The organism is Chitinophaga sp. SVR4-12A, from assembly GCF_056754765.1.
The window spans coordinates 2,978,493-2,997,244 of sequence record NZ_JBPGWP010000001.1; the positions used below are offsets into that span (position 1 = coordinate 2,978,493).

General features: G+C 47.7%; 27 protein-coding genes. 3 read left to right on the forward strand and 24 right to left on the reverse strand.

The window, feature by feature from the left end:
* Positions 1-45: 45 nt before the first annotated feature.
* The 23 genes from secY to ACR9Y8_RS12165 form a co-directional block, all read right to left on the reverse strand.
* The gene (secY, locus tag ACR9Y8_RS12055; protein WP_481213507.1) at positions 46-1,389 is read right to left on the reverse strand and encodes a preprotein translocase subunit SecY; all 1,344 of its coding nucleotides are present in this window, start codon (positions 1,387-1,389) and stop codon (positions 46-48) included.
* Between the two features lie 78 nt (positions 1,390-1,467).
* The gene (gene rplO / locus ACR9Y8_RS12060; RefSeq protein ID WP_481213508.1) at positions 1,468-1,914 is read right to left on the reverse strand and encodes a 50S ribosomal protein L15; all 447 of its coding nucleotides are present in this window, start codon (positions 1,912-1,914) and stop codon (positions 1,468-1,470) included.
* Between the two features lie 110 nt (positions 1,915-2,024).
* A complete protein-coding gene (rpmD, locus tag ACR9Y8_RS12065) occupies positions 2,025-2,210 on the reverse strand; it encodes a 50S ribosomal protein L30 (RefSeq protein ID WP_298741893.1) in 186 nt (61 codons plus the stop codon).
* A 34-nt stretch (positions 2,211-2,244) separates the two neighbouring features.
* Positions 2,245-2,763, reverse strand: coding sequence for a 30S ribosomal protein S5 (rpsE, locus tag ACR9Y8_RS12070; protein ID WP_298741890.1), 519 nt, complete (start codon positions 2,761-2,763; stop codon positions 2,245-2,247).
* A gap of 41 nt (positions 2,764-2,804) precedes the next feature.
* A complete protein-coding gene (gene rplR, locus ACR9Y8_RS12075; RefSeq protein WP_481213509.1) occupies positions 2,805-3,158 on the reverse strand; it encodes a 50S ribosomal protein L18 in 354 nt (117 codons plus the stop codon).
* 103 nt (positions 3,159-3,261) lie between these two features.
* Positions 3,262-3,816 carry a 50S ribosomal protein L6 gene (rplF, locus tag ACR9Y8_RS12080; RefSeq protein ID WP_298741886.1) on the reverse strand — a complete coding sequence of 185 codons (555 nt, stop codon included), beginning with the start codon at positions 3,814-3,816 and terminating at the stop codon, positions 3,262-3,264.
* Between the two features lie 90 nt (positions 3,817-3,906).
* Positions 3,907-4,305, reverse strand: a complete 399-nt coding sequence (gene rpsH / locus ACR9Y8_RS12085; RefSeq protein ID WP_298741884.1) for a 30S ribosomal protein S8 — start codon at positions 4,303-4,305, stop codon at positions 3,907-3,909.
* A gap of 137 nt (positions 4,306-4,442) precedes the next feature.
* Complete coding sequence (rpsN, locus tag ACR9Y8_RS12090) at positions 4,443-4,712, reverse strand: 30S ribosomal protein S14 (RefSeq protein ID WP_298741882.1); 270 nt, start codon at positions 4,710-4,712, stop codon at positions 4,443-4,445.
* 22 nt (positions 4,713-4,734) lie between these two features.
* A complete protein-coding gene (rplE, locus tag ACR9Y8_RS12095) occupies positions 4,735-5,304 on the reverse strand; it encodes a 50S ribosomal protein L5 (protein WP_481213510.1) in 570 nt (189 codons plus the stop codon).
* A complete protein-coding gene (rplX, locus tag ACR9Y8_RS12100) occupies positions 5,304-5,642 on the reverse strand; it encodes a 50S ribosomal protein L24 (RefSeq protein WP_029464389.1) in 339 nt (112 codons plus the stop codon). The genes rplE and rplX overlap by 1 nt, the downstream gene beginning before the upstream one ends.
* Positions 5,643-5,761: 119 nt before the next feature.
* Entirely contained in the window at positions 5,762-6,130 is a 369-nt protein-coding gene (gene rplN, locus ACR9Y8_RS12105) for a 50S ribosomal protein L14 (protein WP_089918397.1), read from the reverse strand.
* A 77-nt stretch (positions 6,131-6,207) separates the two neighbouring features.
* Positions 6,208-6,468, reverse strand: coding sequence for a 30S ribosomal protein S17 (rpsQ, locus tag ACR9Y8_RS12110; protein ID WP_029464391.1), 261 nt, complete (start codon positions 6,466-6,468; stop codon positions 6,208-6,210).
* 106 nt (positions 6,469-6,574) lie between these two features.
* The gene (gene rpmC, locus ACR9Y8_RS12115; protein WP_029464392.1) at positions 6,575-6,775 is read right to left on the reverse strand and encodes a 50S ribosomal protein L29; all 201 of its coding nucleotides are present in this window, start codon (positions 6,773-6,775) and stop codon (positions 6,575-6,577) included.
* Between the two features lie 51 nt (positions 6,776-6,826).
* On the reverse strand, positions 6,827-7,246 hold the full coding sequence (gene rplP / locus ACR9Y8_RS12120; protein WP_298741870.1) for a 50S ribosomal protein L16: 420 nt from the start codon (positions 7,244-7,246) through the stop codon (positions 6,827-6,829).
* Positions 7,247-7,286: 40 nt separating this feature from the next.
* A complete protein-coding gene (rpsC, locus tag ACR9Y8_RS12125) occupies positions 7,287-8,084 on the reverse strand; it encodes a 30S ribosomal protein S3 (protein WP_481213511.1) in 798 nt (265 codons plus the stop codon).
* A gap of 35 nt (positions 8,085-8,119) precedes the next feature.
* Positions 8,120-8,479 carry a 50S ribosomal protein L22 gene (gene rplV, locus ACR9Y8_RS12130; RefSeq protein ID WP_481213512.1) on the reverse strand — a complete coding sequence of 120 codons (360 nt, stop codon included), beginning with the start codon at positions 8,477-8,479 and terminating at the stop codon, positions 8,120-8,122.
* 75 nt (positions 8,480-8,554) lie between these two features.
* Positions 8,555-8,821 (reverse strand): 30S ribosomal protein S19, encoded by a 267-nt coding sequence (gene rpsS, locus ACR9Y8_RS12135; protein ID WP_481213513.1) that lies wholly within the window; start codon positions 8,819-8,821, stop codon positions 8,555-8,557.
* A 28-nt stretch (positions 8,822-8,849) separates the two neighbouring features.
* Positions 8,850-9,683 (reverse strand): 50S ribosomal protein L2, encoded by an 834-nt coding sequence (rplB, locus tag ACR9Y8_RS12140; protein WP_481213514.1) that lies wholly within the window; start codon positions 9,681-9,683, stop codon positions 8,850-8,852.
* An 85-nt stretch (positions 9,684-9,768) separates the two neighbouring features.
* Positions 9,769-10,068 (reverse strand): 50S ribosomal protein L23, encoded by a 300-nt coding sequence (rplW, locus tag ACR9Y8_RS12145; protein ID WP_481213515.1) that lies wholly within the window; start codon positions 10,066-10,068, stop codon positions 9,769-9,771.
* 56 nt (positions 10,069-10,124) lie between these two features.
* Positions 10,125-10,769, reverse strand: coding sequence for a 50S ribosomal protein L4 (gene rplD, locus ACR9Y8_RS12150; RefSeq protein ID WP_481213516.1), 645 nt, complete (start codon positions 10,767-10,769; stop codon positions 10,125-10,127).
* A gap of 1 nt (position 10,770) precedes the next feature.
* Positions 10,771-11,388: a 50S ribosomal protein L3 gene (gene rplC, locus ACR9Y8_RS12155; RefSeq protein WP_481213517.1), complete on the reverse strand. Its 618-nt coding sequence runs from the start codon at positions 11,386-11,388 to the stop codon at positions 10,771-10,773.
* A 277-nt stretch (positions 11,389-11,665) separates the two neighbouring features.
* A complete protein-coding gene (gene rpsJ, locus ACR9Y8_RS12160) occupies positions 11,666-11,971 on the reverse strand; it encodes a 30S ribosomal protein S10 (RefSeq protein ID WP_012789286.1) in 306 nt (101 codons plus the stop codon).
* Positions 11,972-12,502: 531 nt separating this feature from the next.
* The gene (locus ACR9Y8_RS12165) at positions 12,503-13,108 is read right to left on the reverse strand and encodes an outer membrane beta-barrel protein (protein ID WP_481213518.1); all 606 of its coding nucleotides are present in this window, start codon (positions 13,106-13,108) and stop codon (positions 12,503-12,505) included.
* A gap of 138 nt (positions 13,109-13,246) precedes the next feature.
* Here ACR9Y8_RS12165 and ACR9Y8_RS12170 point away from each other — a divergent pair, with 138 nt between their 5' ends.
* On the forward strand, positions 13,247-14,359 hold the full coding sequence (locus ACR9Y8_RS12170) for a PQQ-dependent sugar dehydrogenase (RefSeq protein ID WP_481213519.1): 1,113 nt from the start codon (positions 13,247-13,249) through the stop codon (positions 14,357-14,359).
* A gap of 75 nt (positions 14,360-14,434) precedes the next feature.
* Here the strand turns inward: ACR9Y8_RS12170 and fusA are convergent, their stop codons facing one another.
* Entirely contained in the window at positions 14,435-16,582 is a 2,148-nt protein-coding gene (gene fusA / locus ACR9Y8_RS12175) for an elongation factor G (protein ID WP_481213520.1), read from the reverse strand.
* Between the two features lie 505 nt (positions 16,583-17,087).
* On the opposite strand from fusA, the gene ACR9Y8_RS12180 reads away from it, so the two are divergent.
* Both ACR9Y8_RS12180 and porV read left to right on the forward strand, forming a co-directional pair.
* Positions 17,088-17,588 carry a T9SS type A sorting domain-containing protein gene (locus tag ACR9Y8_RS12180; protein WP_481213521.1) on the forward strand — a complete coding sequence of 167 codons (501 nt, stop codon included), beginning with the start codon at positions 17,088-17,090 and terminating at the stop codon, positions 17,586-17,588.
* A 10-nt stretch (positions 17,589-17,598) separates the two neighbouring features.
* Positions 17,599-18,747, forward strand: a complete 1,149-nt coding sequence (gene porV / locus ACR9Y8_RS12185; protein WP_481213522.1) for a type IX secretion system outer membrane channel protein PorV — start codon at positions 17,599-17,601, stop codon at positions 18,745-18,747.
* Positions 18,748-18,752: the final 5 nt, after the last annotated feature.

Below are 18,752 nucleotides of genomic sequence, written 5' to 3' on the forward strand. Positions count from 1 at the left end.
TTAAGACCTTCTGACCTTGTGCCTTTATGTAATTAAATGATTAGCCTACACATTAGCCGGAGCTGTTCTGCCCTTGATACGACCGGAGCTCATCAGACCGTCGTAGTGGCGCATCAGCAGCTGGCTCTCGATTTGCTGCAGAGTATCCAGTATTACCCCTACCATGATCAGGAGGGAGGTGCCGCCGAAGAAAGAGGCGAAATTACTGTTGATACGCAGCGCAGCTGCTACACCCGGTAATATACCTACCAGCGCCAGGAAAAAAGCACCGGGGAGGGTAATACGGTCCATTACAGCGCCGATATAATCAGCGGTAGCTTTACCGGGTTTTACACCCGGGATAAACCCGTTGTTCCGCTTCATTTCCTCCGCCATCTGGTTGGGGTTGAAGATCAAAGCAGTATAAAAATAAGTGAATACTATTACCAGCACAGCATAGATCAGGTTATAATAACCATTGGTATGGTCACTGAATATGCGGATAAATCCTGAAGCGCTCTCAGAAGAAGTGGCAAAGCCGATAGCAGTTGCAGGGATAAACATGATAGCCTGCGCAAAGATGATCGGCATTACACCTGCAGCGTTCACCTTTAAGGGGATGAACTGACGCACACCACCATACTGCTTGTTACCCACTATGCGCTTGGCATAGTTGACAGGAATCTTTCGGGTACCCTGTACCAGTAGTATCAATCCGATAGTGATCAGGATGAATACAGCCAGCTCGATCAGGAATACCAGCAGGCCACCACCGCCACCGGTTGTTTTGGACGTGAACTCCTGTATCAGCGCCTGGGGCAGACGGGCAAGGATACCCACCATGATGATCAGGGATGTACCGTTACCAATACCTTTATCTGTCACTTTCTCACCCAGCCACATTACGAACAGGGTACCTGCCGTAAGCACAACTGTAGTAGAGAGCCAAAACAGGAAAGCACTGTATTGGGGAATGATAGCGCCGGCAGACTGGTTCTTCAGATAAGCCACATATGCACTTGCCTGGAAACCGGTTACGAACACGGTTAATATACGGGTATACTGGTTGATCTTCTTCCTGCCGCTCTCCCCTTCTTTCTGCAGTTTCTGGAAATAAGGCACCGCTATGGTCAGCAGCTGGATCGCGATAGATGCAGAGATATAGGGCATGATCCCTAACGCGAAAATGGAAGCCCTTGAGAAAGAGCCCCCCGCAAACATATTGAACAGACCCAGGATACCCTGATTGGATTTCTCCGAAAACTGGTGCAGGGCGTTGGCGTCAATACCGGGTAACACGATGTAGGATCCTACGCGGTAAACGAGGACAAGGAGCAACGTGGTAAGAATGCGGTTACGCAGATCTTCTATACTCCAGATGTTCTTTATTGTTTCAATAAACTTCTTCACAGGAAGATAAAGGTTTAATAGCGCTATTAAATACGAAAAGACGCACTACTCCGTAGGCGTCTCCTCAGTCGTAAAGTCTTATACCAGTTCTACTGACCCACCTGCTTTTTCAACAAGCTGCTTGGCTTTTTCACTGATGGCGTTCACCTTTACGGCTACTTTAGCTTTCAGTTCTCCCTGTCCTAACAGTTTAACTTTAGCAGTTCTGTTGATCAGACCATTGGCATACAGGTTGTCAAGAGAAAACTCCTGCAGACCGTATTTCTCTACCAGGTGATCTAACTGGCCTACGTTGAATACTGTAACTTCTTCCGGGTTAATGGCCTTAAAACCACGCTTGGGCAAACGACGCTGGATCGGCATCTGGCCACCTTCGTGACCTATCTTCTGGGAGTAGCCGTTACGGGACTGATGACCCTTATTACCTTTGGTAGAAGTACCACCTTTACCGGAAGCTTCCCCACGACCCAGGCGTTTCTCTTTATGTACAGAACCTTTTGCAGGTTTCAGTGAATGCAGATTCATGATTAATTCTTTTTACTTACGCGGAAATTAGCCGCTCGCTTAAATATAATATGTATTTCTATAATACCAGTGTAAAAGTACGATTATTTAGTGAAGGCTGAACACAGCGATCAACCTTTCACGTCTTCTACTTTTACCAGGTGGTTCACCTTACGCACCATCCCTACGATCTGGGGAGTTGCCTCTACTTCAACAGTAGCGTGCATTTTGGTAAGGCCCAGTGCCTTTAAGGTCAGTTTCTGCCTTTCAGGACGGTCTATACCACTTTTTACCTGAGTGATCTTGATCTTTGCCATAATATTAAGAATTTCTAAATTCTAACTTACCTTATTATCCGTTGAACACCTTTTTCAGGGACACGCTTCTGCTCTTAGCTACCTGTACCGGCTCGCGGAGCAGGCCCAGTGCCTTAAAAGTAGCTTTTACCACGTTATGCGGATTAGCAGATCCCAGGGATTTTGCCAATACGTCCGTAATTCCGGCACTTTCCAACACAGCGCGCATAGAACCACCGGCGATCACACCGGTACCATGAGCAGCAGGCTTGATCAGCACCTTGGCAGCTCCTTCTTTGGCAAACTGGTCGTGAGGAATAGTGCCTTTCATTACAGGTATCTTGATCAGATTCTTCTTGGCATCGTCAATACCTTTAGTGATAGCTTCCTGCACTTCCTTGGCTTTACCCAAACCATGGCCAACAACACCGTTCTCGTTACCTACAACCACCAGGGCGGAAAAGCTGAATGTGCGGCCGCCTTTAGTAGTTTTGGTAACACGGTTAATGGCCACCACCTTCTCCTTCAACTCCAGGTCACCGGCCTTTACTTTATTGAATGAATTCTTTGCCATTTTATTAATTGCGAATTACGATTTCAGATTTACGATTATTTTTAGAACTGCAGGCCACCTTCTCTTGCGCCATCAGCTGCACTTTTAACACGGCCATGATACAGGTAACCGCCACGGTCAAACACACAGGTAGTAATACCTAATGCTTTGGCTTTGGCAGCCAGGGCAGCACCTACCAGCTTGGATTTCTCGCTTTTGGTACCCTTCTGCGCCACAACGTCCTTATCGCGTGAAGAGGCAGCAGCCAGGGTAGTACCATTGGTATCATCGATCAACTGTACGTAGATATCGCTGTTGCTGCGAAATACAGACAACCTCGGCTTCTGTGCCGTACCAGTCACCTTTTTACGGATGCGGTAACGGATCTTCTGTCTCTTGATTTCTTTCGTGTTCATTTATTTCAAGTTTTAATGCCCGATACTGCCGGGTCATTCTAAAATTTGCAATTTGCAATGACAGTTGGCAGTCGTTATCAACTGCCAACTGCTAGCAAACTAATTATTTACCTGCAGACTTACCTGCTTTCTTACGTACCACTTCATCGCTGTAGCGAACACCTTTACCTTTGTAAGGCTCAGGCTTACGAAGGCTGCGCAGTTTAGCGGCAACCTGGCCTAACAGCTGATTGTCAATACCTTCCAGCATGATCTTCGGGTTAGCGCCCTTTTCAGTTAAAGTGCTTACCTTCAGTTCTTTAGGTACTTCGAAGATAATATTGTGAGAATAACCTAAGGACAGATCCAGCAGTTGACCCTGGTTGGCGGCTTTGTAACCCACACCTACCAGCTCCAGCTGTTTCTTGAAACCATCAGTTACACCTTTTACCATGTTGGCAAGCAGTGCACGGTACAAACCATGCAGTGCACGGTGGCGGATCTGGTCAGTAGGACGGGTAACTGTTACCACACCGTCTTTTACTTCCACCTTAATATCCCTGTCTATGCTTTTTTTCAGTTCGCCTTTAGGGCCTTTCACTGTAATTTCATTAGCCGGAGAAACAGTAACTGTTACACCGCTGGCCAATTTTATGGGACTTTTCCCTATACGTGACATGTGCTGATATTTTATGTTGTTAAAAGTACCGGCTGCCCGTGTTCAGCTCCGTATAGAAAGCTTAATTGTCAGGCGCGCCGCATGTATATATTAGTAAACGTAGCAAACTACTTCGCCGCCAACGTTCTGAGCTTTAGCTTCTTTATCGGTCATTACACCTTTAGAGGTAGAAATGATAGCTACGCCCAAACCGTTCTTGATACGGCGGAAATCGTCGGGTTTAGAATATTGACGTAAACCCGGACGGCTGATACGCTGTAATTCCTTGATAGCGGGTTCTTTTGTCTGAGGATCATACTTCAGCGCTATTTTGATAACGCCCTGCTTGGTGTCTTCCTCAAATTTGTACTTCAGGATATAACCTTTGTCGTACAGTATCTCAGTGATACGTTTTTTCAGCTTGGAGGCCGGAATTTCCACGATCCTGTGGTTAGCCATTTGAGCGTTCCGGATTCTGGTCAGGAAGTCTGCTATTGGATCAGTAACCATTGTTTGTAAAAAAGTTAATAATGTTTACAATGCGATATCCAATCAGTAATAGATAGGAAAATCAAAAATCAATTCAAATACGATCAGCTACGGCAATAGGCCCGTTGCCATACAGCAGGGCCTCCGTAAACCGGATCTTACCAGCTAGCTTTTCTAACGCCGGGGATTTTACCAGCCAGTGCCAGATCGCGGAACATGTTACGGCAGATGCCGAAGTGACGCATGTAACCCCTGGGACGACCTGTTAACTGGCACCTGTTCTTTAAGCGAACGGGGGAAGCATTTTTAGGCAGCTTGTCCAGTTCAGCGTAGTTGCCTTCTGCTTTCAGGGCAGCACGCTTTTCTGCAAACTTGGCTACCAGTGCTTCTCTTTTTCTTTCCCTGGCTTTTACGGATTCTTTTGCCATAGTAGTGTTATAATATAATTAATTAGTCCTTTTTTATGTTCTTGAACGGCATGCCCAGCTCTTTCAGCAGTTCGTATGCTTCTTCGTTGGTAGTAGCCGTTGTAACAAAAGTGATATCCATACCGGCGATTTTGGTCACCTTGTCGATATCGATCTCAGGGAAGATGATCTGCTCAGTGATACCCAGGGTATAGTTACCGCGGCCATCAAAAGCTTTTTCATTGATCCCTTTGAAGTCACGTACGCGGGGCAGGGACACTGCCACCAGACGATCCAGGAAATCATACATATTGGTGCCACGCAGTGTAACACGGGCGCCGATCGGCATGTTCTTCCTGAGTTTGAAGTTGGATATATCTTTTTTAGACATAGTCGGTATTGCTTTCTGACCGGCGATACGAGTCATTTCGTCAACAGCAATATCAACCAGCTTCTTGTCGCTTACTGCACCGTTGATACCTTGGTTCAGGCAGATCTTCACCAGGCGGGGTACCTGCATTACACTCTTATAGTTGAATTTCTTCATAAGTGCAGCTACCACTTCTTCGCGGTACTTCTTCTGCAGCCTCGGGATATATGTAGTGTTTGCCATTATTTAATTACCTCCCCTGATTTTTTAGCTATACGAACTAATTTACCGTTTTCACGCTGCCTGTTCACCCTGGTAGGTTTACCAGCCTTAGCATCCCACAACATTACGTTGGAAATGGCGATAGGTGCCTCCTGCTTTACGATACCACCTTTGGTATTCTGAGCAGTGGGCTTGGTGTGCTTGGTGATGATATTTACGCCTTCAACCAATACACGGGCTTTGTCGATGAGCACTTCCAGCACCTTGCGGGGCTTAGTCCTGTCCTTGTCGTCGCCGGCAATCACCACTACCATGTCGCCCTTCTTAATGTTGAACTTAGGCTTGAATCTAGTTTTCATTTTTGTTTATTTATAAACGCCAAGCGAAACCCTCGTTTCGCTTGATAAATATTGACTCGTTTTTGTAAACGGGCTGCAAAGATAAGTAAAAAAGAAAAAACTTTCTATTTTTTCCTGTTTTACAGTACTTCAGGCGCCAGGGAGATGATTTTCATGTATCCCTTATCACGCAGCTCACGGGCAACCGGACCGAAAATACGGGTACCGCGCGGCTCGTCAGAGTTGTTCAGCAATACAACGGCGTTATCGTCAAAACGGATGTAAGATCCGTCTTTACGGCGCAGCTTGTTCTTTGTTCTTACGATAACAGCTTTGGTCACCATACCTTTCTTCACACCACCGGCAGGGATCGCATCCTTCACGGTTACTACGATCTTATCGCCCACTTTCGCATAGTCCTGGCCGGAGTTGCCCAATACCCTTATACACAGCACCTCTTTGGCACCGCTGTTATCAGCTACGTTCAGCCTTGATTCTTGTTGTATCATCTTAGTAAGTTTTGCTATTTGTTTAGTCAGCGGCTACACCCGGGAACGCCGGCGTGCAGCTTGAAACAATCATTAAATTATTTTACCTTTTCGATAATCTCTACCAATCTCCAGCACTTGTTCTTGCTCAGCGGACGGGATTCCATGATCCTGACAGTGTCGCCGATGCTGCACTCGTTCTTCTCGTCGTGCGCCATGAACTTGGTAGTTTTCTTAACGAATTTACCATAGATCGGGTGCTTCACTTTACGCTCCACGCTTACAGTGATGGTTTTATCCATTTTATTGCTGGATACCACACCAGTCCTGGTCTTTCTTAAATTTCTTACTTCGGTCATTGTTGAAAGTATTTTTCCCTTCAAACTCCTCCATTGCTGCGGAAGAGTTAATTAATATTTATGATCTGACGGGCGCTGGATTGACTTTACCGGTGCCCGTTTGGATTTAAAAGCCCAACTCTCTTTTGTGCAGTTCAGTTTTCATCCTTGCGATCTCCCTTCTCAGTGAGCGGATACTCATTGGATTCTCGATCGGCGTGATGGCATGACTAAACGTGATCTTCTTCAAGCGCAGTTGCTCTTCAGAGATCTTGTCTTTCAGATCCTGCTCGCTCAGGCCCTTCAGATCCAGCTTTACTTTTGCCATTGGTTTAAGTTTTATTTTATTTTTTACTTGTAACTAGAAGGCAATTCACTCTTACGCAACATAATCGTGGCGTACTACAAATTTCACTTTGATAGGCAGTTTCTGCGCAGCCAGTTCCATGGCCTCTTTAGCTACCTGCAAAGGAACTCCGTCTGCTTCGAACAGGATACGGCCGGGTTTTACCACAGCTGCCCAGTGATCGGGAGCACCTTTACCCTTACCCATCCTCACTTCCAGTGGTTTGGCGGTGATAGGCTTGTCAGGGAAAATACGGATCCACACGTTACCTTCACGTTTCATATGCCTTGTCAGGGCCACACGGGCAGCTTCAATCTGCCTGTCGGTGATCCATTTCGGCTCTAATGCTTTAAGTCCGAACGTACCAAAGGAAAGGGCAGCACCACGCTTAGCGTTACCTTTGATGCGGCCTTTATGCATTTTCCTGTGTTTCGTTCTCTTGGGCTGTAACATTGTTATATGTTATTAATTGTTAATCGATATTGTTAATTGCCTATCTGCGACCACCCCTGTCGCCGCCGCCTCTTCTGTCTCCACCACCGCGGTTATCTCTTCTCTCACCGCCGCGATGATCGCCACCGCCTCTTTCAGGACGGCCACCACCGCCGGTACGGCCTTCATTCTCCTTACCGCTCAGCGCGTTCGGGTTCAGATCGCGTTTGCCCAGCACTTCACCTTTACAGATCCATACCTTGATACCAATTTTACCGTATACGGTCATGGCGAACAAGGATGCATAATCGATATCCATACGGAAAGTATGCAGGGGAGTACGGCCTTGCTTCATCTCTTCTGAACGGGCAATTTCAGCACCGCCCAAACGACCGCTCAGTTTCACCTTGATACCTTCTGCACCCATTCTTAATGCGGTAGCAATAGCCATCTTGGTAGCACGCTTGTAGTTAATGCGGCTTTCAATCTGTTTGGCAATTGTTTCAGCAACGATATTTGCATCCACTTCCGGGCGGCGAATCTCCAGAATGTTGATCTGTACATCCTCCTTACCGGTCAGTTTCTTCAGCTCTTCTTTAATGCGGTCTACCTCGTTACCACCTTTACCTATAATGATACCAGGTTTGGAAGTATGGATGGTAATGATCAGCTTACCCAGTGTTCTTTCGATCACTACGCGTGAAATGCCGCCTTTATTGATACGGGCATTCAGGTAAGTCCTGATCTTGTTATCTTCGATCAGTTTGGTAGCATAATCTTTTTTGCTACCATACCAATTAGAGTCCCATCCTCTGATGATACCTAACCTGTTACCAATAGGATTTGTTTTCTGACCCATGTTCCTGGTTTATTTATCTATTAGTTGAATAGTTTTTAGTTCTTTGCTACCTCGTTACGGCTGTCCACAACAATAGTAACGTGGTTACTTCTTTTGCGTACGCGGTAACCCCTGCCTTGCGGAGCAGGACGCATTCTTTTCAGGATGCGACCACCATCTACGAAAATAGTCTTCACAAACAGGTTAGCATCTTCTACCCGTTGGCCCTCGTTCTTCACTTTCCAGTTGGCGATAGCAGATACCAACAGCTTTTCCAGTGGAACGCTGGGATGTTTGGGATGGAATTTCAAAATATTCAAAGCCTTCTCCGCATCCAGACCACGGATCAGGTCTGCCAGCAACCGCATTTTGCGGGTAGATGTCGGATTATTACTCAGCTTAGCTACTGCTTCCATTTTTAAAAATTTGATATTTGATGTTTGATGCCTGAAGTAAGAAGTATCCCTACTTCAGACATCAAGCTATATTAGTTACATTTTCTTGTTAGCGTGTCCTTTAAAGTTGCGGGTAGGAGCAAATTCACCCAGCTTATGGCCTACCATAAACTCTGTAACATATACAGGGATGAACTTGTTACCGTTGTGCACCGCAAATGTATGGCCCACAAAGTCAGGAGTGATGGTAGAACGGCGGCTCCATGTTTTGATCACGGAACGCTTGGCGCCTTCATTCATCTTCTCAACTTTCTGCTCTAATTTGAAGTCCACATAAGGACCTTTTTTAATGGAACGACCCATGTTTGTTTATTTAAAATCCTGATTCCGATTATAATTTCTTGCCGTTTTTCCTGGTAACGATCAGCTTATCAGAGCTCTTATGCGGCTTCCTGGTTTTCAGACCTTTCGCATATTTGCCTGTTCTGGACCTCGGGTGACCACCTGAAGCTTTACCTTCACCACCACCCATCGGGTGATCTACAGGGTTCATGGCCACACCACGGTTGCGGGGGCGAATGCCTCTCCAGCGGTTAGCACCTGCTTTACCGATAGACTGCAGCGCGTGATCGGAGTTGGAAACAGTACCTACAGTAGCCATGCAAGTGATCAACACTTTACGCAGCTCTCCGGAAGGCATTTTCAGAGAAGCATATTTCTCTTCTTTAGCGTTCAGCTGGGCATAAGTACCTGCGCTGCGGGCGATAGCGCCACCTTTACCAGGCTGCAGCTCAATGTTATGCACAACAGTACCCAGCGGCATATTTTTCAGCAGCAGGGCGTTACCTACTTCAGGAGCTACTTCAGCGCCGCTTATTACGGTAGCGCCTACCTGCAGTCCCTGGGGAGCCAGGATGTAACGTTTTTCACCGTCTGCATAATTCAGCAATGCGATGAATGCGCTACGGTTAGGATCGTATTCGATAGTTTTAACGGTAGCGGGTATATTCTGTTTATCGCGTTTGAAATCTATGATACGGTAGTGCTTTTTGTGGCCGCCACCAATGTACCTCATAGATCTTCTACCCTGCGCATTACGGCCGCCGGTTTTCTTGGCAGGCGCCAGCAGGCTCTTTTCAGGGGTATCCGAAGTCAGTTCGGCAAATGCATTGCCTATTTTCCAACGGGTACCGGCTGTGATCGGTTTGTACTTCTTCAGTGCCATTGTCTAGTTTCTTATTGCTAGTTATTATTATAATGTTATCTGTATATACAACCATTGTCCCGGGTGTTATGCCGGGAACAGGGCACTATATGTTAGCATACAGATCTATAGATTCTCCGTCTGCCAGTGTAACGATCGCCTTTTTGAAGGAAGGCTTCTTGCCGGCGATGAAACCTGCTTTAGTAAAGCGGAATTTGCTCTTACCGGGCATTACCGCAGTATTTACTCCTGCTACGGACACACCGTAAAAATCTTCCACTGCTTTTTTGATCTCCAGCTTGTTGGCCTTTTTGTCAACAATGAAGTAGTAGCGGTTGAATTTATCAGTGGCCTTGTTCACCTTTTCTGTTACCACCGGTTTGATCAAAACATCTGAAAGTTTCATTTTATATCGCTTTTAGCTGCGCAGCGTTAGCTGCTAGCTGTTGTTATTTATTTGGTTTACGCTTCTACTTCAGCCGGTTCTTCGGTGAAGATCTTTGCTGCGCTCTCAGTGAACACCAGGTAGTTGCTGTTCATGATATCATAGGTGTTGATATCAGCCAGTACTACACCGTCCACACTGGGGATGTTCCTTAAAGACAGGTACACATTATCATTGTACTCAGGCAGCACCACCAGGGTTTTCTTGCCATCAACGTTAATGCTCAGCTTATTCAGGATACCTACCAGCTGTTTGGTCTTGGGAGCTTCGATGTTAATATCTTCCAGCACGATGATGCTGTTCTCTTTAGCTTTAACAGACAGTGCAGAGATCTTTGCCAGATCTTTCACTTTCCTGTTCAGCTTGAAGTCATAACCATGAGGCTTGGGACCGAAGATGGTACCACCACCTTTATATAACGGGTTACGGATGTTACCTTTACGGGAACCACCGGTACCTTTCTGTTTGTGCAGTTTACGGGAAGCACCTTTCACTTCTGCTCTGGTCTTTACCTTGTGTGTACCCTGACGTTGAGCAGCCAGGTATTGTTTTACAGCCAGGTAAATAACATGGTTGTTAGGTTCCACGCCAAAGATCTCTTCAGGAAGCTCAATAGTTCTTCCGGTTTTCTTACCTTCTATATTTAAAATATCGAGTTGCATATTACTTCTGGATTAAAACGATTGAACCAATGTGGCCGGGAACGGAACCACTTACCAGGATATAATTCTTATCAGGGAATATCTTCAGAATTTTCAGGCCTTTCACTTTCACTTTTTCATTGCCGGTTTGGCCCGCCATACGCATACCTTTGAAAACACGGGAAGGATAAGATGATCCGCCTACAGAACCAGGAGCCCTGCTTCTGTCGTGCTGGCCGTGGGTAGCTTCACCCACACCGCTGAAACCGTGGCGTTTAACAACACCCTGGAAGCCTTTACCTTTGGAAGTGCCTACAACGTCAACCTTTTCACCTTCTGCAAAGATCTCGCAGGTGATGGTTTCACCGAGGGCTTTCTGTACATCAGGGTTACGGAATTCTTTTACAAAACGTTTGGGAGAGGTGCTTGCTTTCGCGAAGTGATTTGTTGCTGCTTTGGTAGCGCGCTTTTCTTTTCTGTCGCCATATGCTACCTGGATGGCGGTATACCCGTCTGTGTCCTGTGACTTAACCTGGGTAACCACGCAGGGACCGGCTTCGATAATGGTGCAGGCTGTCTGCTTACCATTGGACTCGAAGATGCTGGTCATGCCAATCTTTTTACCAATAATACCTTTCATGTTATATAGTTTTACCCAGCGCCTGGGGGTGTTCGTGCTCTCCCCAGGATGGGCGGTTTAAATACTTTATTGGGCGGCCACCCGGAAGGCGTGACCTGATATTTTTTATTAATATTATTGCATTGTCAACTAGCTGGCTATCAGCGCCTAGGCACTGTAACCACCGCAATACAACTGTATGTCTTTTCAAAACCAGACGGGCCTTTTGCCTTGCTGGTTTATATCTCTTCAAAGGCCGAGCGTAGATACTCGCCATCTGACCCTATCTGTGAATGTCCTACGCCTTGATTTCCACTTCAACACCGGAAGGCAGATCCAGCTTACTCAGGGCATCTACTGTCCTGGAGGAAGATGTGTAAATATCCAGCAAACGCTTGTGCGTGCACAGCTGGAATTGCTCTCTAGCCTTCTTGTTAACGTGCGGAGAACGCAGTACCGTAAAGATTTTCTTTTCAGTAGGCAACGGAATAGGACCAGTTACCACGGCACCCGTATTACGCACGGTTTTTACGATCTTCTCAGCAGATTTATCTACCAGGTTATGATCGTAGGACTTCAGCTTGATTCTAATTCTCTGAGACATATGCAATGAACTTCTTCTTTTTTACCCTTTACAATTTGGGAGGGCAAAGGTAACCCGTTTTTTGACAAATGACAAATTATTTTGGAAAAATCAGTGATAAAAATAAGGCCTCATCCTAATACCGGCCTGGCCGGACTAAAATGAGACCCTGCAAAAATACTGTAATTGCTTCGAAATGAAGGAGACGGATCAGAACTAAGCCCCGCCCATCAATGATTTGATCAAATCTAAAATAAACTTAATTAGTGCATTGAGTAAGTCCATAAAAAGGGCTTTCATTCCTAATGCCTACTCTCTTAGCTGGTTTTCGGCAATCCCAAGTACAGTTTCCGTTAACTGCCTGGGTCTAAATTAAACACTATTCCCTGGCAGTTTTCGTTCATTTCCGTTCATTTCCAGGCAGTTTGGTCATCCTGTTCAATAGTACTGGTTCCAGCAATACCGCCGGAGGCATATAAAAAGTATAAGCCCCTGCCCGTCTTGCACGAAGACGAAACAGCGGCTTATACCCATTGTATATGATCCACTTAACTATTTACGCTCTTCCCGGATGATCTCCCTGGCCCTTGCCGTTGGCAGGTAAACCTGGAAGCCAACCCCAAGGTTCAGGCGGTTGGAAGTGGTAGCGCTACCAAAGCCTACCGTCAGTTCGTATTTCAGCAAAGCTTCCAGCGCCACATTAGGCGTGATAAAGTAGGATAAACCAGGCCCAAAGCCGATGTCCAGGCCATTGTTATTCGCGCCCGTTTTGGAATAGTTATTCCCTCCAAAACCGGCTGTAGCCTCCAGGAAGAAGCGGCTCCGCTGGGAGAACTCCATCTGCCGCACCCGCTTATCCTCGATGAAATACCTGGCCAGTGCACCAATGCCATAGGTAGTATTGGTACCCTGATCCTTGGCGGTAGCCAGGCTAAAGCGCCCGTAGCCCCCCAATGCCAGGTTATCCCTGAAAAAATAGGCTATTTTGGGGGTCAGATCCATGGTGAAGGCGGTACCACCACCTCCTCCCAGGAAATTCAGGTTAAAATTCGAAATGTCGCCGCCCACCATCAGGTTTCCTTTTTGGGTCTGGGCCAGGGCCGTAGTACTGAATAATAGCGCCACAAGGGCCAGGGTTACGTGTTTCATTCTGTTCATGTCCGGAGTTTTGGTTAAAAAATACTTGCCATCAAAAAATAGGTGTTAACACGGTAAGAGAATCGCAACAAATTATACGCCAACACTTTCCCGGTATTTTATTTCGTTATATAACAGCCGACACTTAAAACTTGTTTTATGCAAAGACCTTTATTCTTGCTGGCATGCCTGCTCGCCCTCTACACCACTGGCATGTCCTGCAAAAAAGACTCCAAGCCCTCCAATGGTAATGAAGACTGGCCTGCAGACAGTGTGAGAGTAGTGGCAGACCAATTAAGCTTTCCCTGGGAGATCATCTGGGGCCCTGACAATTACATCTGGATGACCGAACGCGGAGGGCGCATCAGTCGTATCGAGCCTAAAAGTGGGCATGTAGAGGAGCTGCTGACCATCAGCGAAGTACAAAGCAACGGTGAAGGAGGCCTCCTGGGCATGGCCCTGCATCCCGCTTTTTCACAACAGCCCTACGTTTACGTTGTGTACAATTATGACCGGAACGGGGATTACCGGGAAAAGGTGGTCCGCTACACTTATGGGAACAATACCCTTTCCAGTCCGCAGGTATTGCTGGATAACATCAACGCATCCAGCATTCACAACGGCTCCAGGCTGCTGATCAGTCCAGACAATAAACTATGGGTCACCACCGGCGATGCGTCCAATTCCCAGAACGCCCAGAATACCAGCATTCCCAATGGAAAAGTGCTGCGCATTAACCTGGATGGCAGTATCCCTTCGGACAATCCCTTTCCCAACAACCCGGTGTGGAGCTACGGTCACCGCAACCCCCAGGGGCTGATATTGGTGAATGATAAAATATATGCGTCGGAGCACGGGCCCAATATTGAAGACGAGGTGAACATCATAGAAAAACGGCGCAACTACGGATGGCCTGAAGTGAACGGCCCCTGCGACGAAGGAGCAGAAAACACCTTTTGCTCCCAGCACAATGTGAAGCCGCCGATCTGGTCTTCGGGGAACAGCACCGTGGCCACCTCCGGTATGGATTACTACAATAACGACCGTATCCCGCAATGGTCCAATTCCCTGCTGCTGACTACCCTCAAGTCACAACGCCTGTACCAGCTGCAGCTATCGTCCGACGGGCAACGTGTTGCCAGCACCCGGACCTGGTTCAACAATGCCTTTGGCCGCTTACGCGATGTGTGCGTATCTCCGGCAGGCCGGGTATACCTCTGCACCAGCAACGGGAATAACGACAAGGTGATCGAGATCAGCGCTTTGGAATAAACGAATGGGAATAAAAAGAAAAGGGCGCGGATGATCTCCACGCCCTTTTTATTTTTCTTTCTTACTGTTTACTTATCAGTCAGCATTCACTTTACCCTTTACCTTCGCCATTACTTCAGCAGCAATGTTGTTGGGTGCAGGTGAATAGTGAGAGAACTCCATGATGGAAGTTGCACGGCCGGAAGACAGTGAACGCAGCTGGGTTACATAACCGAACATTTCGCTCAGGGGCACTTTGGCTTTAATAACCTGTGCACCAGCCCTTGACTCCATACCTTCCAGCATACCACGACGACGGTTCAGGTCACCGGTAACATCACCCATGTACTGATCAGGAGTAGTTACTTCCACCTTCATGATGGGCTCCAGCAGTACGGGTTTACATTTACGGCCAGCTTCACGGAAAGCAGACTTGGCGCAAAGCTCGAATGACATAGCGTCGGAGTCCACTGCGTGGAAAGAACCGTCAAACAGGCGAACCTTCAGGTTATCCAGCGGGTAGTTGGCCAGTACGCCACTGCCCATAGATGCTTCAAAACCTTTCAGTACCGCAGGGATGAACTCCTTCGGAATAGCACCACCAAAGATATCGTTCACGAACTGGAAGCTCTTGCCTTCGTTCTCTTTCAGCCATTCTGCATCAGCAGGGCCGATCTCTACCTGGATATCAGCGAATTTACCACGACCACCGGTCTGTTTCTTGTACACTTCGCGGTGCTCAACCGTAGCAGTGAATGCTTCTTTGTAAGCCACCTGAGGTGCACCCTGGTTAACTTCTACCTTGAACTCACGTTTCATACGGTCAACGATGATCTCCAGGTGAAGCTCACCCATACCGCTGAGGATGGTCTGACCGGTATCTTCGTCAGTTTTTGCCTTCAGGGTAGGATCTTCTTCTACCAGCTTGGCAATCGCCATACCCATTTTGTCCACGTCTGCCTGGGTTTTAGGCTCGATGGCAATGTGGATCACCGGCTCAGGGAAGGTCATAGATTCCAATACGATCGGATGATCTTCAGAGCAGAGGGTATCTCCTGTTTTGATATCTTTAAAACCAACAGCAGCACCGATATCACCAGCTTCGATGAAATCGATAGGGTTCTGCTTGTTAGCGTGCATTTGCATGATACGGCTGATACGCTCGTTCTTGCCTGTACGGGTGTTCAGTACATAAGAACCGGCATCCAGACGGCCGGAATAAGCCCGGAAGAACGCCAGACGGCCTACGAAAGGATCGGTTGCGATCTTGAACGCCAGGGCTGCAAAAGGCTCTTTCGCATCCGGTTTACGCTCAATCTCCTCACCACTGTCAGGATCGGTACCTTTTACTGCTTCGATATCTACCGGAGAAGGCAGGTAACGGCAAACAGCATCCAGCATTTTCTGTACGCCTTTGTTTTTGAATGAAGAACCGCACAGCATCGGGATGATAGCGATATCGATAGTAGCCTTGCGGATAGCTTCGTGGATCTCAGCCTCAGAGATAGAGTTCGGATCTTCGAAGAATTTCTCCATCAGGGTGTCATCGTACTCAGCAACGGCCTCCACCAGTTTAGCCCTCCACTCTTCTGCCTCGTCCTTCATGTCTGCAGGGATCTCGATCTCCTGGTAAGTAGCACCTTTACCTTCTTCGTCCCAGATGATACCTTTCATGGTGATCAGGTCAACTACACCCTTGAAAGTGTCTTCAGCGCCGATAGGCAGCATCAGGGGCACCGGGTTAGCGCCCAGCATTTCCTTCACCTGTTTTACCACGTTCAGGAAGTCAGCACCGGAACGGTCCATCTTGTTAACGAAACCGATACGGGGTACGCGGTAGCGGTTAGCCTGACGCCAAACGGTCTCAGACTGGGGTTCTACACCGGATACAGCGCAGAACAGGGCTACCAGGCCGTCCAGTACGCGCAGCGAGCGCTCTACTTCCACGGTAAAGTCCACGTGGCCCGGAGTATCGATGATGTTGAATTTATATTGCTTGGAATCAGCCGTATTTTTACCCTGGTTGGTAGGGAAGTTCCAGAAACAGGTGGTAGCAGCAGATGTGATGGTAATACCTCTCTCCTGCTCCTGTGCCATCCAGTCCATGGTGGCAGCGCCTTCATGCACCTCCCCTATCTTGTGGGTTTTACCTGTATAGTACAGGATACGCTCTGTGGTAGTGGTCTTACCGGCATCGATGTGCGCCGCGATACCAAAGTTCCTTTGAAATCTTAAGTCTGCCATAAAATATAAATGACTGTATAATTAAATGCAATTTGGGGGGCAAAGGTAATCCTTTTTTGGTAATAAATAAAACTACTCCATATTGCCAAAATGTTATTTCCCTTTAAACAAATATGAGGCCTTTATGGATTAATAAATTGAACCATAAGTAATGATGTCAAAACCAAATATGGCATTCATACGACCGGCTACAGCCCTATTTTAGCCAAACAGGAAGTACCGGTTGACCGCCTCCTCTAATTGAACAATTTTTGTTCCGTGTTTCCCCAGGTTCTGTAGAGTACGATATGAATACCTATTTAGTTTATAACCTCCAAACCGCTACTGAATGATAAAACTGAACACACCGCCTATGTAATGCTATTTGTTGAACGGCAGCCGTCCGGCTACCGGTAGCATCCGCTGCATTTTTTTATGGTACACCTAATGCCCGGCGCCGTAAGACGCTTTGAGGGGCATAGCCTTGTTTTTGTCCATTACCAAAAGCTTCATAAAACATAACTCCATGAAATTGATCTACTTATTATGCACTATCACCTTCATGAGCCTGTTATGGTCACTCCCGGCCAACGCCCAGCTTACCCTGAAAAGACAGGTGACGGCCAGCACCGGGGGCAGCGGCCTGATAGGCAACATCCTGATCCAGTATACTGTAGGCGAGCCCGCCGTCGGTACCCTGTTAACAGGCAATCTTATGTTGACCGAAGGTTTCCAGCAGCCCGAATTGCCTGCATTACCACCAGGCGAAGACGCCATCAAGAACTATATACTGTACCCCAACCCCGCCTCTACTACGGTGAAGGTACAGTTTGACCTGCTGACGGAAACAGCCGTGCTCTTCAGGCTGATCAATCCCGCCGGTCAGCAGATGTACCAGCAGTTCCAGCACTACGGGCCGGGACAGGTAATCATCCCCATTCCGGTGAATCGTTTCCCCGCAGGTATCTATACCGTCATGCTGAACATCAACGGAAAAGTGTACTTCGAAAAACTGATCATACAATAAACAGCTCACTATGCAGTACCGATTTACTTTACTACCTGCCTGCCTGCTCCTAGCGGCATTACCGCTGGCCGCCCAGAAAACGCAGGAAAAGCCGGTGAACGCAGGGGCTTCTTTCCTGCTTATTAACCCCGACGCACGCAGCGGCGCCCTGGGCGATGCAGTCACAGGACTGGAACCGGACGCCAATGACCTCTTCGGCAACGCGGCCAAGATCGTATTTGCCGGAGACTGGGGCCTCAGCGCATCTTATTCGCCCTGGATGTGGGAGGTGAACAATCATAAGACCCATATGGGCCACATGGCCGCCTTCAAGAACTTCAACGAAAATGAAGGCATGGGCGCCTCGCTTAAGTACTTCAACCATGGCAATATCACCTTCCGGGATGAAAATGGCATGATGCTGCAGCAGTACCACGCCATCGAATACGCCATCGATGCAGCTTACGCCCGTAAATTAGGACAGCACTTCTCGGTAGCGGTATCGGCCCGTTACATCCGCAGCCAGCTGGGACAAGGCACCTATAACGGCCTTCAGCAGAAACCCGCCTCCGCCTTCGCCGGCGATGTCAGCCTGTATTACCAGAACAAGGCAGACAACCTGGATTTTGGCAACCGTTATTGCTGGGGCATCAGCTTTACCAACATTGGATCAAAGCTGCAGTATACAGACGATAACACCCGCAAAACCTTCCTGCCCATGAATCTGCGCATAGGTGGCGGTTATTCCTTTGTTAACACCGACTACCACCAGTTCACGATACTGGCAGACGTCAACAAACTGCTGGTGCCCACGCCACCCATCTACCAGCTGGACGCAAACGGACAGCCTACCGATGTGATCGAAAAAGGAAAAGATCCCAACCGGGGCGTGGCTTCCGCCCTCTTCAGCTCCTTTACAGATGCTCCCGGCGGCTTTGGCGAGGAGCTACGGGAATTTACCATCGCAGCGGGCCTGGAATACACCTACCAGCACCAGTTCTTTGTGCGCGCCGGTTATTTTCACGAGAACCCCAACAAAGGTTATCGTCAGCATTTCAGCACCGGCCTGGGAGTACGGATCAATTTCCTGGAACTGGATGCCGCCTACCTGATGCCTACATCGGGTATCTGGCAGCGCAACACCTTCAAGTTTTCACTGGTATATACACGTCCTAAATAGTTAAT

Bases quoted from the DNA above. Each gene is read 5' to 3' on its own strand.
- rpmD (WP_298741893.1), bottom strand. From the start codon at position 2,210: ATGGCAAAGATCAAGATCACTCAGGTAAAAAGTGGTATAGACCGTCCT.
- rplE (WP_481213510.1), bottom strand. From the start codon at position 5,304: ATGGCAAACACTACATATATCCCGAGGCTGCAGAAGAAGTACCGCGAA.
- rpmC (WP_029464392.1), bottom strand. From the start codon at position 6,775: ATGGCAAAAGTAAAGCTGGATCTGAAGGGCCTGAGCGAGCAGGATCTG.
- rpsS (WP_481213513.1), bottom strand. From the start codon at position 8,821: ATGGGTCGTTCCATTAAAAAAGGTCCTTATGTGGACTTCAAATTAGAG.
- rplO (WP_481213508.1), bottom strand. From the start codon at position 1,914: ATGAATCTGCATTCACTGAAACCTGCAAAAGGTTCTGTACATAAAGAG.
- rpsE (WP_298741890.1), bottom strand. From the start codon at position 2,763: ATGGCAAAGAATTCATTCAATAAAGTAAAGGCCGGTGACCTGGAGTTG.
- rpsH (WP_298741884.1), bottom strand. From the start codon at position 4,305: ATGGTTACTGATCCAATAGCAGACTTCCTGACCAGAATCCGGAACGCT.
- rplD (WP_481213516.1), bottom strand. From the start codon at position 10,769: ATGCAACTCGATATTTTAAATATAGAAGGTAAGAAAACCGGAAGAACT.
- rplX (WP_029464389.1), bottom strand. From the start codon at position 5,642: ATGAAAACTAGATTCAAGCCTAAGTTCAACATTAAGAAGGGCGACATG.
- rplB (WP_481213514.1), bottom strand. From the start codon at position 9,683: ATGGCACTGAAGAAGTACAAACCGATCACAGCCGGTACCCGTTGGAAA.
- ACR9Y8_RS12180 (WP_481213521.1), top strand. From the start codon at position 17,088: ATGAAATTGATCTACTTATTATGCACTATCACCTTCATGAGCCTGTTA.
- rpsC (WP_481213511.1), bottom strand. From the start codon at position 8,084: ATGGGTCAGAAAACAAATCCTATTGGTAACAGGTTAGGTATCATCAGA.
- rpsJ (WP_012789286.1), bottom strand. From the start codon at position 11,971: ATGTCTCAGAGAATTAGAATCAAGCTGAAGTCCTACGATCATAACCTG.
- rplV (WP_481213512.1), bottom strand. From the start codon at position 8,479: ATGGAAGCAGTAGCTAAGCTGAGTAATAATCCGACATCTACCCGCAAA.
- porV (WP_481213522.1), top strand. From the start codon at position 17,599: ATGCAGTACCGATTTACTTTACTACCTGCCTGCCTGCTCCTAGCGGCA.
- rplC (WP_481213517.1), bottom strand. From the start codon at position 11,388: ATGAAAGGTATTATTGGTAAAAAGATTGGCATGACCAGCATCTTCGAG.
- rplR (WP_481213509.1), bottom strand. From the start codon at position 3,158: ATGAACACGAAAGAAATCAAGAGACAGAAGATCCGTTACCGCATCCGT.
- rplF (WP_298741886.1), bottom strand. From the start codon at position 3,816: ATGTCACGTATAGGGAAAAGTCCCATAAAATTGGCCAGCGGTGTAACA.
- rpsN (WP_298741882.1), bottom strand. From the start codon at position 4,712: ATGGCAAAAGAATCCGTAAAAGCCAGGGAAAGAAAAAGAGAAGCACTG.
- rplN (WP_089918397.1), bottom strand. From the start codon at position 6,130: ATGATACAACAAGAATCAAGGCTGAACGTAGCTGATAACAGCGGTGCC.
- ACR9Y8_RS12165 (WP_481213518.1), bottom strand. From the start codon at position 13,108: ATGAACAGAATGAAACACGTAACCCTGGCCCTTGTGGCGCTATTATTC.
- rpsQ (WP_029464391.1), bottom strand. From the start codon at position 6,468: ATGACCGAAGTAAGAAATTTAAGAAAGACCAGGACTGGTGTGGTATCC.
- rplW (WP_481213515.1), bottom strand. From the start codon at position 10,068: ATGAAACTTTCAGATGTTTTGATCAAACCGGTGGTAACAGAAAAGGTG.
- ACR9Y8_RS12170 (WP_481213519.1), top strand. From the start codon at position 13,247: ATGCAAAGACCTTTATTCTTGCTGGCATGCCTGCTCGCCCTCTACACC.
- fusA (WP_481213520.1), bottom strand. From the start codon at position 16,582: ATGGCAGACTTAAGATTTCAAAGGAACTTTGGTATCGCGGCGCACATC.
- rplP (WP_298741870.1), bottom strand. From the start codon at position 7,246: ATGTTACAGCCCAAGAGAACGAAACACAGGAAAATGCATAAAGGCCGC.